Consider the following 12993-nt stretch of genomic DNA (forward strand, 5'->3'; position numbering starts at 1 on the left):
CCTCAGATCCAGCCGTGCTCGCGGGCGATCCGCACCGCCGCGTGCCGGTTCTCCGCGCCCAGCTTGGTGGCCGCCGAGGACAGGTAGTTGCGCACGGTGCCCTGGGAGAGCGAGGCGCGCTCGGCGATCTCGGCGATCGGGGTGCCGTCCGCGGCCAGCTCCAGGACGTCCGTCTCGCGCGGGGTCAGCGGGGTCTCGCCGGCGCTGATCGCGTCCGCCGCCAGCTCCGGGTCCACGTACCGGCCGCCGGAGCGCACGGTCCGGATGATGCCCGCCAGGTCGGCCGCCGAGACGGTCTTCGGCAGGAAGCCGCGCACCCCGACCTCCAGTGCCCGCTTCAGGTAGCCGGGGCGGCCGTGGCCGGTGACGATCATGCAGCGGCAGTCCGGCAGCAGCAGCCGCAGCGCGGCGGCCACCTCGATGCCGTCCTTGCCGGGCATCTGGAGGTCCAGCACCGCGACGTCCGGGCGGTGCGCCTGGGCCATCGCCAGCGCCTCCGTCCCGGAGCCGGCCTGGGCGACCACCTCGATGTCGTCCTCCAGCGAGAGCAGCGCGGCCAGCGCGCCCCGGATCAGGTGCTCGTCGTCGGCGAGCAGGACGCGGACGGGCGCGGCGTTCTCGGTCATCGGGCGGTCTTTCTTCCTCAGCTCGGCAGCGGGACGGTGGCGAGCATCCGGAAGACGCCCTCCCCGGCGGTCGGCACGGCCAGCTCGCCGCCGTGGGCGGCGAGCCGTTCGCGCAGTCCGCGCAGCCCGGTGCCGCTGCCCTGGGAGGGGAACGGGACGTCGGGCACCCCGTCATTCTCCAGCTCCAGCACGGCCCGTCCGTCCTCGGTCCGCAGCCGGATCAGGCAGCGGTCGGCCTCGCTGTGCCGCAGCACGTTGGTGGTGGCCTCGCGGATGACCCAGCCGAACACCGATTGGACCGGGGCCGGCAGCTCGTCCGCGTGCTCGCCGAGGTCGATCTCGCAGACGACGTCGGCCGAGCGCAGCACCGCGCGGGCGCCGATCGCCTCGGCGTGCAGGTCGGCGGTGCGGTAGCCGCGGATGACGTCCCGGACCTCGCGCTGCGACTCCTGGGCGATCTTCTGCACCTCGGCCATCTGGTCGGCGGCCTCGGTGCGGCCCCGGCGGGCGAGCTGCACGGCGAGCTCGCTCTTCAGCGCGATGGTGGTGAGGTTGCGGCCCATCACGTCGTGCAGGTCGCGGGAGAAGCGCAGCCGCTCCTCGGCGACGGCCAGCCGGGACTGCGCCTCGCGGGCGGTGTCCAGTTCCCAGACGATCGAGGTCAGCCAGGCGAAGCTGCGGCAGCTGAAGCCGATGAAGGCCATGCCGATGGTCAGTCCGGTCAGGTACCCGGCGACGCCGGCGGGGTCGCCCCCGGACAGCACCCCGGCCGGGAAGACGGCCGCCAGCATGCCCACCCCGGTGACGGCGGCCCAGCGCGGGGTCAGCGCCACGCACACCGGCCCGAAGGAGGCGATCAGCAGGACGCTGGCGACGAACGGGGTGAAGGGCGCGCCTCCCGGGTTCCGCGTCCCGCCGTCGGCGGGCCCGAACAGCAGGACCGTCCAGGAGCCGGCCACCGCGAGGCCGGCCGAGAGGGCGGTCCAGAGCCGGTGGTCGGCGGGGCGGCCCAGGTAGTGGTCGAGCGCGGTGCGGTAGGCCCGCAGCAGCACCAGGGTGACGGCGAGTCCGATCAGCAGGGAGATCCGGATCACCGGGATGTTCTCGGCCTGGTCGGCGACGCTCCCGACGGTGAGCAGGATGCCGGGCAGGATGAACAGCGCCATCAGGTAGAGCGACCAGCGCAGGTACAGCTCGGTGCGCTGGGGATTGCTCAGGCTTGTCCAGCTGCGAAGCGGCGACCGCATTCTCATTTCTTCCGCCCCCAGTTCGACCACGATCATGCTTGCTGCCTTCATATCAGAGGTCGGACCGGGGGCGTTCCTTCGGATTACTGCCGGATGCTCAGCGGCGCGGCTCCCAGCGGAAGTAGCGCACCGCGCCCCAGACCGCGAGGGCGAGCCAGATGCCCCCGGTGACCAGGTGCGAGCCGGCGGCGCCCCAGGAGCCGGCGAAACCGGTCGCGGCGGCCGAGCCGTCGGTGCCGAACCAGCCGACGCGGATCAGCTGGAAGGCCGGGGTGGTCGGCAGCAGGCGGCAGATGTTCGCCAGCTGCTCGGGCATGACGTCCAGCGGGACGAACAGGCCGGAGCCGAACTGCATGACCAGCATGACCGGCAGGGTGGTGATGCCGGCGCTCTCCACGGTCCTGGTGAAGGCGCTGGACAGCGCGGCCAGGGCGATCATGGTGGCCAGCGCCAGCAGCAGGCCGACCAGCATCAGCAGCGGGTTGACCGGCACGGTCAGGTGCAGGGCGACGCTGCCGCCGATCCCGATCAGGGCGGCCATCAGCAGGCCGAGGGTGAGCGAGGGGACGGCGGTGCCGAGCAGGATCTCGATGTCCCGGGCCTCGCCGGTGCGCAGCCGCTTGAGGACCAGCTCGCCGCGCCGTCCGACGTACGCGGCGGTCAGGTTGTAGTACACGACGAAGGCCAGGACCATCCCGACCGAGCCGTAGACCAGCAGCGAGTCGACGTCCAGGCCGGGGTTGGACTCGGCCTGCTGCGCCAGCGTGCTCCGGAGGACGACGACCAGGAACAGCGGCAGCACCAGGGCGGTGAACAGGGCCGTGCGGTTGCGCAGCAGCAGGGTGGCCTCGGCCCGGCCGAGGGCGAGCAGCCGGCGGACGGCGGTGCTCTGCGGACCGGCGGTGGTGGCGGCGGTGGCGGTGGTCATCGGGCGGATCCGATCAGGCGGCGGCGGGCGGGGCGGGTGGCGGCGGGCGCCTGCGGGGGGTGCTGGTGGGCGGCCTCGGAGGCGATCGCGAGGAAGGCCTCCTCCAGCGAGGCGCTGCGGGCGTCCAGCGCGCCGAGCGCGATGCCGTGGTGCCGGGCCCAGCCGAGCAGGTCGGTGAGGGTGTCCTGGAGCCCGACGGTCTGCACGGTGACCTTGCGGCCGTCGACGGACAGCTCGGCGCCGGGCAGCAGGGGCAGCGCGGTCCCGGTGAACTCGGGCAGTTCGAAGGAGATCCGGGAGGGCCGGCCGGCGATCACCTCGGCGACGGTGCCGGAGGTGACGACCTGGCCGCCGTGCATGATGGCCAGCCGGTCGGCCAGCTCCTCGGCCTCCTCCAGGTAGTGCGTGGTGAGCAGCACCGTGGTGCCCTGGGCGCGCAGCTCGCGGACCAGCCGCCAGACGGCGGCGCGGGCCTCCGGGTCGAGGCCGGTGCTGGGCTCGTCCAGGAAGAGCACCTCGGGGCGGCCGAGCAGGGCCATCGCGAGGTCCAGCCGGCGCTTCTCGCCGCCGGACAGCTGCTTGACCCGGACGTTCGCCCGGTGGCCGAGGCCGACCAGCTCCAGCGCCTCCGCGACCGGGCGGGCGCCGCTGGTCATCCCGGCCCAGGTGCGGCCGGTCTCGGCGGCGGTGAGCTCGCCGGAGAAGCCGCCCTCCTGGAGCATGATGCCGATCCGCGGGCGGACGGCGCCGCGCTCCGTGAAGGGGTCCCGGCCGAGCACCCGGACGGTGCCGCCGGTGGGCGCGGCCAGGCCCTCGATGACCTCCATGGTGGAGGTCTTGCCGGCCCCGTTGGTGCCGAGCAGGGCGAACAGCTCGCCGCGGCGGACGGTCAGGTCGACGCCGCGCACGGCGTGGTACCCGGTGCTGCCGCCGCCGTAGTGGCGGTGCAGGTCGGTGACCTCGATCACGTCGTCGCTGGGGCGGGAGGGCCGGCTCGTTTCCATGCCCCAAGCCTCCCGTCGGCCGGGCCGTACGGGCAGTGCGCGCCGTCATGACATCGCGGTGGGGACGCACGGGTCGGCGATGACAAATGTCATGGCCGATATCGCCGGCCGCCGGGTGCGGGGGTGCCGGGACGCCCCGGGAGGGAATGCCGAAGGGCCCCCTCGATTGAGGGGGCCCTTCGTATCTGAGCGGACGACGAGATTCGAACTCGCGACCCTCACCTTGGCAAGGTGATGCTCTACCAACTGAGCCACGTCCGCAGGTCAGACTATTGAGTTGTGCTGTGCTCGCGCACTGCGAGCGGACGACGAGATTCGAACTCGCGACCCTCACCTTGGCAAGGTGATGCTCTACCAACTGAGCCACGTCCGCATGGTGCCTGGTGAGGCACCCGCCGCCTCTTCGGATCTCTCCGTTGCGGCGACGAGGAATACTCTACAGCATCGTTCGGGGTGGTCGCCCCACCCTTTCGGACCGGGCGGGCGGGGCGACCGGGGAGCGGGCTCCCCGCGGGGTCAGTTCGCCTCGGCGAACGCCTCGTACACGTGCTTGGGGATGCGGCCGCGGGCCGGCAGTTCCATCCCGCGGGACAGGGCCCAGGCGCGGACGGCGGCCGGGTCCGGGGTGAGGGCGGTGCGCCGGAAGGACTTTCCGGTGCGGCTCTGCCGGCGGCCGGCGGCGACGAACGGAGCGAGGGCCTCCCGCAGCTTTTCCGCGTTGTCCACGGACAGGTCGATCTCGTACGACTTTCCGTCGACGCCGAAGTGGACGGTTTCGGCGGCGGCGCCGCCGTCCAGGTCGTCGGAGAGCGTGACAACTACACGCTGAGCCATGGGTGTCAATCCTCTCGGGCAATTCGGCCGCCGGTCCGAGGGGGTACCGGGGCCTGATGTGCACCAACTCGCGCAAGCGCGTACGGGCGGGCCGGGCGGCTCGCCTGATACGCAGCACTTGCCGCGACAGGTGGCCCTATTCTGCACCCGAAGGGGGCCGAAATCGAAGAGTCCGGCATTCTTTTCCGGATATTCACGTCTCTTCGGCGGGTTCCTTGATACCGATGTGCGGGTCGGGCGGTTCTGTCCCCAAGTGCCGTATTCGGGTGTTCTCCGGAGGGCGTCGTTCCGAGTGCCGAATCCGGGGAAACCGGCCGGCCCGGGCAGGTGATCGGGGCGCTGGATCCCTTGCTGCGTAAGGGTCTGGGGTCTACGCGCGTCGCTATGCCCGGCCAGCAATCCTGCCCGAAACCACCGGTAGTCTGGAGTTCCCCCGCCTCACCGAAGACACCACCGGGAGTGCCAGTGGCACGCGTCGTAGTCGACGTCATGCTCAAGCCGGAGATCCTCGACCCCCAGGGACAGGCGGTGCAGCGTGCACTGCCCCGTCTCGGATTCACCGGGATCGCCGACGTCCGCCAGGGCAAGCGTTTCGAGCTGGATGTGGAGGGCCCGGTCGACGACGCGGCGCTCGCCCGTATCCGCGAAGCCGCCGAGACCTTTCTCGCCAACACCGTGATCGAGGACTTCACCGTCCGGGTCGAGGAGGAGGGCAAGTGACCACCCGCGTCGGCGTCGTCACTTTCCCCGGCTCCCTCGACGACCGCGACGCCCGGCGGGCGGTCCGTCTCGCCGGCGCCGAGCCGGTCGCCCTCTGGCACCGTGACAAGGATCTCCACCAGGTCGACGCCGTCGTCCTGCCGGGCGGATTCAGCTACGGCGACTATCTGCGCTGCGGTGCCATCTCCCGGTTCTCGCCGGTGATGGAGACCGTCATCGAGCAGGCGAAGCTCGGAATGCCGGTGCTCGGTATCTGCAACGGCTTCCAGGTGCTCTGCGAATCGCACCTGCTGCCCGGTGCGCTCACCCGGAACGACTCGCTGCACTTCATCTGCCGCGACCAGAAGCTGCGCATCGAGAACGCCGGCACCGCCTGGACCGGGGATTACTCCGTCGGCCAGGAAATCGTCGTCCCGCTGAAGAACGGCGAGGGCCGCTTCGTCGCCGAGGAGCGGGTGCTCGACGAGCTGGAGGCGGAGGGCCGGGTCGTCGCCCGTTACCTGGACGTCAACCCGAACGGTTCGTACCGCGACATCGCCGGCATCACCAACGCCGCCGGCAATGTCGTCGGCCTGATGCCGCACCCGGAGCACGCCGTGGAGCCGCTCACCGGTCCGACCACCGAGGGCCTGGGCTTCTTCACTTCCGTCCTGAAGCAGCTGGTGAACGCCTGATGAGCCTCGACACCGTCAAGAACGCCGAGCAGACCCCGGACGCCGCCCAGCCCTGGGCCGACCTCGGCCTCAAGGAGGACGAGTACGCGCGCATCCGCGAGATCCTCGGCCGCCGTCCCACCGGCGCCGAGCTCGCCATGTACTCGGTCATGTGGTCGGAGCACTGTTCGTACAAGAGCAGCAAGGTCCACCTGAAGCAGTTCGGCGAGAAGAAGCCGGATTCGGACGCGATGCTCGTCGGCATCGGCGAGAACGCCGGTGTCGTCGACGTCGGCCAGGGCTACGCGGTCACCTTCAAGGTCGAGTCGCACAACCACCCGTCGTACATCGAGCCCTACCAGGGCGCGGCCACCGGCATCGGCGGCATCGTGCGCGACATCCTGGCGATGGGCGCCCGCCCGGTCGCCGTGATGGACCCGCTGCGCTTCGGTGCGGCCGACCACCCGGACACCCGGCGCGTGCTGCCCGGGATCGTCGCGGGCATCGGCGGCTACGGCAACTGCCTGGGCCTGCCGAACATCGGCGGCGAGGTCGTCTTCGACTCCTGCTACCAGGGCAACCCGCTGGTCAACGCGCTGTGCGTGGGCGTCATGAAGCACGAGGACATCCACCTCGCGCAGGCCTCCGGCGCCGGCAACAAGGTCGTCCTGTACGGCGCCCGCACCGGTGGCGACGGCATCGGCGGCGTCTCGGTGCTCGCCTCCGAGACCTTCGACGACACCAAGCCGGCCAAGCGCCCGGCGGTCCAGGTCGGCGACCCGTTCCAGGAGAAGCTCCTGATCGAGTGCACCCTGGAGATCTTCCGGGAGAAGCTCGTCAAGGGCATCCAGGACCTCGGCGGCGCCGGCCTGTCCTGCGCCACCAGCGAGCTGGCCTCGGCCGGCTCCGGCGGCATGCGGATCGAGCTCGACACCGTGCACCTGCGCGACCACACGCTCTCGCCGGAGGAGATCCTCATGAGCGAGTCGCAGGAGCGCATGTGCGCGATCGTGGAGCCCGACAAGATCGACCGCTTCCTGGAGATCTGCGAGAAGTGGGACGTCATCGCCAACGTCATCGGTGAGGTGACCGACGGCGAGCGCCTGGAGATCTACTGGCACGGCGAGCTCGTGGTGGACGTCCCGCCGCGCACCGTCGCCCACGAGGGCCCGACCTACCAGCGCCCGTACGCCCGCCCCAGCTGGCAGGACGCGCTGCAGGCCGACGCCCCGACCGCCGAGCGGCTGGCCCGCCCGACCACCGGCGAGGGCCTCAAGGCCGACCTGCTGAAGGTCGCGAGCCACCCGAACCAGGCCTCCAAGTCCTGGATCACCGACCAGTACGACCGCTACGTGCTCGGCAACACCGTGCTCTCGGTCGGCGAGGACTCGGGCATGATCCGGATCGACGAGGAGACCAACCTCGGCGTCTCGGTCGCCACCGACGGCAACGGCCGCTTCGCCAAGCTGGACCCGTACACCGGCGCCCAGCTGGCCCTGGCCGAGGCGTACCGCAACGTCGCGGCCGGCGGTGCCAAGCCGCTCGCCGTCTCCGACTGCCTCAACTTCGGCTCCCCCGAGGACCCGGACGTGATGTGGCAGTTCGCCGAGGCCACCCGCGGCCTGGCCGACGCCTGCCTGGTGCTCGGCACCCCGGTCACCGGCGGCAACGTCTCGCTGTACAACCAGACCGGCGAGGTCGCCATCCACCCGACCCCGGTGGTCGCGGTGCTCGGCGTCATCGACGACGTCACCCGGCGCACCCCGCTGGCCTTCGCCGAGGAGGGGCAGCTGCTCTACCTGCTCGGCGACACGGCGGACGAGCTCGGCGGCTCGGCCTGGTCGCAGGCCGTCCACGACCACCTCGGCGGCCTGCCGCCCGCGGTGGACCTGGAGCGCGAGCGGCTGCTCGGCGACATCCTGATCGCCGCCTCGCGCGACGGCATGATCGACGCCGCGCACGACCTGTCCGACGGCGGCCTCGGCCAGGCGCTCGTGGAGAGCTGCCTCAAGGGCGGCCACGGTGCGCGGATCGTCCTGCCCGAGGGCCAGGACCCGTTCGTCCTGCTGTTCTCGGAGTCGGCCGGCCGCGCCGTCGTGGCGGTGCCGCGCAGCGAGGAGCTCCGCTTCAACGACATGTGCACCGCGCGCGGCCTCCCGGCCACCCGGATCGGTGTCGTGGACGGCGACAGCCTGGACGTCCAGGGCCAGTTCAGCGTCTCGCTGGCGGAGCTGAAGGACGCCCACACCGGCGTCATCGAGGCCCTGCTGGCCTGATCGGCCTGTTCGAGGGGCGGGCGGTTCTCCGGAACCGTCCGCCCCTCGGCGTATGTTGAGCCCCATGCCTGCCAAGCCCCGTACGTACCAGCCGCAGAAGGTCCGCGCCGCGCTGGCCGCCCAGACCAGGGCGCTGCGTGCCGCCGTGGACGCGCTCAGCACGGAGCAGCTGGACCTGCCGACCCGGCTGGGGCGGTGGCGGGTCCGCGAACTGCTCGCCCACCTGGCCGTCCAACTCGACTACGTCCCGGCGCACCTGGACGACCGGCCGCAGGGGCGGGCACCGCTGGACCTGTCGGGCTGGGCGGCCGGGGTCGCCACCGTCGCGCCGCTGCTGGACGAGCAGGCCCGGGCGCGGGGCGCGGCGGAGTTCGCCGGGGACGCGGCCTCGGTGGCGGCCGCCTTCGGCCGGGCCGCGGACGCGCTGCTCGCCCTGCTGGAGCGGCCCGAAGCCGCCGACCCGGCGCGGCGGTTCGAGATCCGGCTGGGTTCGATGACGCTCTCCGACATGCTGGTGACCAGGCTGGTGGAGACGGTCGTGCACGCCGACGACCTGGCCGCCGCGCTCGGGCCCGACGCCTTCCCCGGCTCCCCGGTCTCCTCGGCCTTCCCGGTCTCCGCGGCCTCCCGGGCCCTCCCGGCGTTCCCGCACGACCGGCAGGCCGTCGCGGCCGTCACCCGGCTGCTGGCCGACGCCTTCGCCGACCGCGCCCCGGGCGGCGCGGTCGAGCTGCGGATCCCGCCGTACGCGGTGGTGCAGGCCGTCGAGGGCCCCCGGCACACCCGGGGCACCCCGCCCAACGTGGTGGAGACCGACCCGCTGACCTGGATCCGGCTGGCCACCGGCCGGACGGACTGGGCGGCGGCGGTGGACGCGGCCGACGTGTCCGCCTCGGGGGAGCGCAGCGACCTACGGGCGTACCTGCCGGTGCTCGGCTGACCGGCTCCCCGGTGCGGCTCCGGTCCCGCGGGCTACGGGACGGACGGCCCGCTGAGGTAGGTGCCCTCCGCCGAGTACGGCCAGGCGTTGGGCGCGCAGCCCTTGAGACCGTAGATCTGCTGCATCATCGCGGGCGCGGGCTTGCCCTCGCCCGGGCAGCCCTCGTGCCCGTGGCCGATCCGGTGGCCCACCTCGTGGTTGACGATCAGTGCCCGGTACTCCTCCAGCGGGCCGCTGAACTGCGGTGAACCGGTGTTCCAGCGCTTGGAGTTGACGAGCACCTGGTTGCCGACGTTGCAGTTGACCTCGCCGTGGGTGTCCAGTCCGGAGGCGCCGCAGATCCGGTCCACGGTGGCCGGTGAGGCGATCTTCACGGTGAAGTCGTACGGGCCGTCGGCGACCAGCTGGAAGCCGTTCTTGCGGTCGTTGGTCCAGCCGCGCTTGTCGCCGAGGATGCCGTGGACCTGCGCGGCGGCGGACGGGGCGTCGATGCCGATGCCGTCCTCGACCTCGACCCGGTAGCGGCGCACGGTGCCGCGCCCGACCGGCTTGGCGGTGGCGGGGGCGACGGTGAAGGTGCCCGCGCCCTTGGCGGGGCCGGGGTCCGGCGCGGCGGGGGCGGGCGGCGGGGTCGGTGTCGGGGCCGGCGGGGTGTCGGCCGGTGCGGGAGCCGGCGCCGGTGCCGCCGTGGCGGCCTGCTCGGCCGGCGGGGCGACCCTCGCCTGGGTGGTCGGGGTGGTGGCCGGGGTGGCCGAGGGGCGGTTCAGCATGACCGCCGCGGCGCCCAGCACCAGAACGGAGAGCACCAGTGCCGTGAGCATGCCAGGACCGGGTCTGCGCCGCTGCCGGCGGCGTCGACGACCGCCCTTCCGGGGCGGTGCGGTGCGCCTGCCGACGGATCGGGCTGCAGACATGATCTTCACACTGGCATGGCGAACGGGTGAATGTCCACCTTCCCGTGGGCGGCGCCGGTGCCCGTGGCGGCCGCCCGTCCGGGACGGCGGTTGACCCCTGCGTCTCGGGTGGCAGACTTCAGGGCATGGCGATTCACAGGAATCTTCTCGACGGTCCCGAACCGACCCTGCTCCCGGAGGAGGAGCGGCCCTACCGGATGCTGGCGGAGGAATCGGCCTCCCCGACCCAGGTGGCGGCCGAGTTCCCGGTCTTCTGCCTCGCCTGGGCGATGCTGGCCGACGACGCCTACGCGGCGGGCCGGTACGTCGAGTCGTACGCCTACGCCCGTACCGGCTACCACCGTGGTCTGGACGCGCTGCGGCGCAACGGCTGGAAGGGCCACGGCCCGGTGCCGTGGGAGCACCGCGGCAACCGCGGCTTCCTGCGCTGCCTGGCGGCGCTCGCCCGGGCGGCCGGCGCGATCAAGGAGACCGAGGAGGAGGCCCGCTGCTGGCAGTTCCTGAAGGACAGCAGCGCGGAGGCGTACGCGGAGCTCAAGCAGTAGAGCGGTCGAGCGGCGGAGCCGTAGAGATCGGTAGAGCCGTAGAGAGCGGTAGAGCCGTAGAGAGCGGCAGAGCTGTAGAGCAGTAGACACCCCCGACGTACGGGTGCCCCCGGCGGAGTCCGCCGGGGGCACCCGTTTCTCACGCTCGGGGCGCGGGTCCTACGCGGGGCGCGGGCCTCACTTCAGGCGCTTGCCCGCCGAACGCAGCTGCTCGGCGGCCTCGCGCACGCGGGCGGCCATGCCGGCCTCGGCCAGCTTGCCCCAGGTGCGCGGGTCGTAGGTGTTCTTCTTGCCGACCTCGCCGTCGACCTTCAGCACGCCGTCGTAGTTGGCGAACATGTGGCCGGCCACCGGGCGGGTGAAGGCGTACTGGGTGTCGGTGTCCAGGTTCATCTTCACGACGCCGTTCTCCAGCGCGGTGGCGATCTCCTCGGCGGTCGAGCCCGAGCCGCCGTGGAAGACGAAGTCGAACGGGTCGGTCTTGCCGTACTGCTTGCCGATCGCGTCCTGCAGCTCGCGCAGCAGCTCCGGCTTCAGCACGACGTTGCCCGGCTTGTACACGCCGTGCACGTTGCCGAAGGAGGCGGCCAGCAGGTAGCGGCCCTGCTCGCCCAGGCCCAGCGCCTCGGCGGTGCGCACGGCGTCGTTGACGGTGGTGTACAGCTCGTCGTTGATCTCGTGGGTGACGCCGTCCTCCTCGCCGCCGGTCGGGGTGATCTCGACCTCGAGGATGATCTTGGCGGCGGCGGCCTGGGCCAGCAGCTCCTGGGCGATGGCCAGGTTGTCGGCGAGGGTCTCGGCCGAGCCGTCCCACATGTGCGACTGGAACAGCGGGTTCTCGCCCTTGGCCACGCGCTCGGCGGAGACCGCCAGCAGCGGGCGGACGTAGCCGTCCAGCTTGTCCTTCGGGCAGTGGTCGGTGTGCAGCGCGACGGTGACGTCGTACTTGGCGGCGACGATGTGGGCGAACTCGGCGAGCGCGACCGCGCCGGTCACCATGTCCTTGCTGTGCTGGCCGCCCAGGAACTCCGCGCCACCGGTCGAGATCTGGATGATGCCGTCGCTCTCGGCCTCGGCGAAACCACGCAGCGCGGCGTGCAGGGTCTGCGACGACGTGACGTTGATGGCCGGGTAGGCGAACTTGCCCGCCTTGGCCCGGTCGAGCATCTCGTTGTAGACCTCGGGAGTTGCGATGGGCATGCGATCCGCTCCTGTCGGGTTGCGGCGTACGGACGGTGCTGTCCGACGCTGTGTACGCCTTCGTGACGACTCCGTGCCGGCCCGCCGACGCGCGGCGTTGCGGTGGTGGCTCTCCGGCACGTTCGCGGCGACCTGCGCGGTACGGCCATGAGGGTGGTGTGCCACCGCGGACCGGACGCCTGTGCCATCTTCCCAGACTCGTGCCCGCGGGTCAGCAGGAGCCCGCCATGCGGAACGTCGCACGGTACGGGCGCACGGCGGCACCCGGGCGGCCCCGGCGGGGGCCGGAACCGGTCCCGGCCGGGCGCCGTCGGCACGGTACGCCCGCGTCGCCGGCAAGGTGCGCCCGCTATCCTGCGCCCGTGGACTACAACCAGCTGGCCGTCAACCTGCTCGACGCCAAATCCCTGATCTCGTCCCTCGGCGCCATCGGGCTGATCGCGATCATCTTCGCGGAGACCGGCCTGCTGGTCGGCTTCTTCTTCCCGGGTGACTCGCTGCTGATCCTCGCGGGCGTCGCCGCCTCGAACGCAGCCTCCTCGGTGCTCGGTGACGGCGCCAAGCTGCCGATCGCCGTCCTGCTGATCGGCTGCCCGATCGCGGCGATCGCCGGCGCCCAGCTCGGGCACCTGATCGGCGCCAAGGTCGGGCCGAAGATGTTCGACAAGCCCGATTCGAAGATCTTCCGCCGCGACTACGTGGTGAAGGCGGAGGAGTACTTCAACAAGTTCGGCTCCGGCAAGGCCGTCGTGCTGGCCCGCTTCATGCCGATCATCCGCACCTTCCTGAACCCGGTCGCCGGCACCCTGGAGATGCCCGCCCGGACCTTCTTCGTCTGGAACGTGATCGGCGGCGTGCTGTGGACCGAGTCCATGCTGCTGATCGGCTACTTCTTCGGTGACGCGCTCGCCCCGGTGATCGACAAGTACCTGATCCCGGCGGTGCTGCTGATCGTCCTGCTGTCCATCTCGCCGATCCTGATCGAGGTCATGCGCGAGCGGAAGAAGAAGCGGGCCGGCGTCGGCGCCGAGGTCGACGAGGAGAGCCAGGTCCAGGCCGGCGGCGGCCGGCACCGGCGGGGCTGAGCGCCCGCCGCTCCGGACACG

General features: G+C 72.0%; 13 protein-coding genes and 2 tRNA genes. 6 read left to right on the forward strand and 9 right to left on the reverse strand.

What is annotated here, in order from left to right; all coding sequences use genetic code 11:
- Positions 1 to 2 precede the first annotated feature (2 nt).
- The 7 genes from ACFY4B_RS24595 to ACFY4B_RS24625 all read right to left on the reverse strand — a co-directional run bounded on the left by ACFY4B_RS24595 (position 3) and on the right by ACFY4B_RS24625 (position 4639).
- On the reverse strand, positions 3 to 626 hold the full coding sequence (locus ACFY4B_RS24595) for a response regulator transcription factor (RefSeq protein ID WP_049654019.1): 624 nt from the start codon (positions 624 to 626) through the stop codon (positions 3 to 5).
- Between the two features lie 17 nt (positions 627 to 643).
- Complete coding sequence (locus ACFY4B_RS24600; protein ID WP_387970981.1) at positions 644 to 1873, reverse strand: sensor histidine kinase; 1230 nt, start codon at positions 1871 to 1873, stop codon at positions 644 to 646.
- Positions 1874 to 1970: 97 nt separating this feature from the next.
- Positions 1971 to 2801 carry an ABC transporter permease gene (locus ACFY4B_RS24605; RefSeq protein ID WP_049654017.1) on the reverse strand — a complete coding sequence of 277 codons (831 nt, stop codon included), beginning with the start codon at positions 2799 to 2801 and terminating at the stop codon, positions 1971 to 1973.
- The gene (locus ACFY4B_RS24610; protein WP_074001868.1) at positions 2798 to 3805 is read right to left on the reverse strand and encodes an ABC transporter ATP-binding protein; all 1008 of its coding nucleotides are present in this window, start codon (positions 3803 to 3805) and stop codon (positions 2798 to 2800) included. The genes ACFY4B_RS24605 and ACFY4B_RS24610 overlap by 4 nt, the downstream gene beginning before the upstream one ends.
- Before the next feature lie 188 nt (positions 3806 to 3993).
- Positions 3994 to 4066 (reverse strand) — tRNA-Gly (locus tag ACFY4B_RS24615).
- A 39-nt stretch (positions 4067 to 4105) separates the two neighbouring features.
- Positions 4106 to 4178 (reverse strand) — tRNA-Gly (locus tag ACFY4B_RS24620).
- A gap of 143 nt (positions 4179 to 4321) precedes the next feature.
- Positions 4322 to 4639: an Lsr2 family protein gene (locus ACFY4B_RS24625; RefSeq protein WP_030056585.1), complete on the reverse strand. Its 318-nt coding sequence runs from the start codon at positions 4637 to 4639 to the stop codon at positions 4322 to 4324.
- A gap of 465 nt (positions 4640 to 5104) precedes the next feature.
- On the opposite strand from ACFY4B_RS24625, the gene purS reads away from it, so the two are divergent.
- From purS to ACFY4B_RS24645, 4 genes are all read left to right on the forward strand, one after another.
- Entirely contained in the window at positions 5105 to 5359 is a 255-nt protein-coding gene (gene purS, locus ACFY4B_RS24630) for a phosphoribosylformylglycinamidine synthase subunit PurS (RefSeq protein ID WP_049654013.1), read from the forward strand.
- Positions 5356 to 6033, forward strand: a complete 678-nt coding sequence (gene purQ, locus ACFY4B_RS24635; RefSeq protein WP_049654011.1) for a phosphoribosylformylglycinamidine synthase subunit PurQ — start codon at positions 5356 to 5358, stop codon at positions 6031 to 6033. The genes purS and purQ overlap by 4 nt, the downstream gene beginning before the upstream one ends.
- Entirely contained in the window at positions 6033 to 8288 is a 2256-nt protein-coding gene (gene purL, locus ACFY4B_RS24640; protein ID WP_074001867.1) for a phosphoribosylformylglycinamidine synthase subunit PurL, read from the forward strand. Before purQ ends, purL begins: the two co-directional genes overlap by 1 nt.
- 64 nt (positions 8289 to 8352) lie before the next feature.
- On the forward strand, positions 8353 to 9228 hold the full coding sequence (locus ACFY4B_RS24645; protein WP_387970984.1) for a sterol carrier family protein: 876 nt from the start codon (positions 8353 to 8355) through the stop codon (positions 9226 to 9228).
- A gap of 32 nt (positions 9229 to 9260) precedes the next feature.
- Here the strand turns inward: ACFY4B_RS24645 and ACFY4B_RS24650 are convergent, their stop codons facing one another.
- Entirely contained in the window at positions 9261 to 10049 is a 789-nt protein-coding gene (locus ACFY4B_RS24650; RefSeq protein WP_387970987.1) for a DUF3152 domain-containing protein, read from the reverse strand.
- A gap of 218 nt (positions 10050 to 10267) precedes the next feature.
- On the opposite strand from ACFY4B_RS24650, the gene ACFY4B_RS24655 reads away from it, so the two are divergent.
- Positions 10268 to 10687 carry a DUF3151 domain-containing protein gene (locus ACFY4B_RS24655; protein WP_049659647.1) on the forward strand — a complete coding sequence of 140 codons (420 nt, stop codon included), beginning with the start codon at positions 10268 to 10270 and terminating at the stop codon, positions 10685 to 10687.
- A gap of 177 nt (positions 10688 to 10864) precedes the next feature.
- On the opposite strand, the gene fbaA is transcribed toward ACFY4B_RS24655, so the two are convergent.
- Positions 10865 to 11887, reverse strand: a complete 1023-nt coding sequence (fbaA, locus tag ACFY4B_RS24660) for a class II fructose-bisphosphate aldolase (RefSeq protein WP_049659648.1) — start codon at positions 11885 to 11887, stop codon at positions 10865 to 10867.
- Between the two features lie 362 nt (positions 11888 to 12249).
- Between fbaA and ACFY4B_RS24665 the strand changes: the two genes are divergently transcribed.
- Positions 12250 to 12972 carry a DedA family protein gene (locus tag ACFY4B_RS24665; protein ID WP_049659650.1) on the forward strand — a complete coding sequence of 241 codons (723 nt, stop codon included), beginning with the start codon at positions 12250 to 12252 and terminating at the stop codon, positions 12970 to 12972.
- The last annotated feature ends 21 nt before the right edge of the window (positions 12973 to 12993 follow it).

This window comes from Kitasatospora sp. NPDC001261, from assembly GCF_042896795.1.
Lineage (GTDB): Bacteria > Actinomycetota > Actinomycetes > Streptomycetales > Streptomycetaceae > Kitasatospora.

Coding starts and splice junctions, on each gene's coding strand:
- ACFY4B_RS24595 (WP_049654019.1), bottom strand. CDS start 626: ATGACCGAGAACGCCGCGCCCGTCCGCGTCCTGCTCGCCGACGACGAG.
- ACFY4B_RS24600 (WP_387970981.1), bottom strand. CDS start 1,873: ATGCGGTCGCCGCTTCGCAGCTGGACAAGCCTGAGCAATCCCCAGCGC.
- ACFY4B_RS24605 (WP_049654017.1), bottom strand. CDS start 2,801: ATGACCACCGCCACCGCCGCCACCACCGCCGGTCCGCAGAGCACCGCC.
- ACFY4B_RS24610 (WP_074001868.1), bottom strand. CDS start 3,805: ATGGAAACGAGCCGGCCCTCCCGCCCCAGCGACGACGTGATCGAGGTC.
- ACFY4B_RS24625 (WP_030056585.1), bottom strand. CDS start 4,639: ATGGCTCAGCGTGTAGTTGTCACGCTCTCCGACGACCTGGACGGCGGC.
- purL (WP_074001867.1), top strand. CDS start 6,033: ATGAGCCTCGACACCGTCAAGAACGCCGAGCAGACCCCGGACGCCGCC.
- ACFY4B_RS24645 (WP_387970984.1), top strand. CDS start 8,353: ATGCCTGCCAAGCCCCGTACGTACCAGCCGCAGAAGGTCCGCGCCGCG.
- ACFY4B_RS24650 (WP_387970987.1), bottom strand. CDS start 10,049: ATGCTCACGGCACTGGTGCTCTCCGTTCTGGTGCTGGGCGCCGCGGCG.
- ACFY4B_RS24655 (WP_049659647.1), top strand. CDS start 10,268: ATGGCGATTCACAGGAATCTTCTCGACGGTCCCGAACCGACCCTGCTC.
- fbaA (WP_049659648.1), bottom strand. CDS start 11,887: ATGCCCATCGCAACTCCCGAGGTCTACAACGAGATGCTCGACCGGGCC.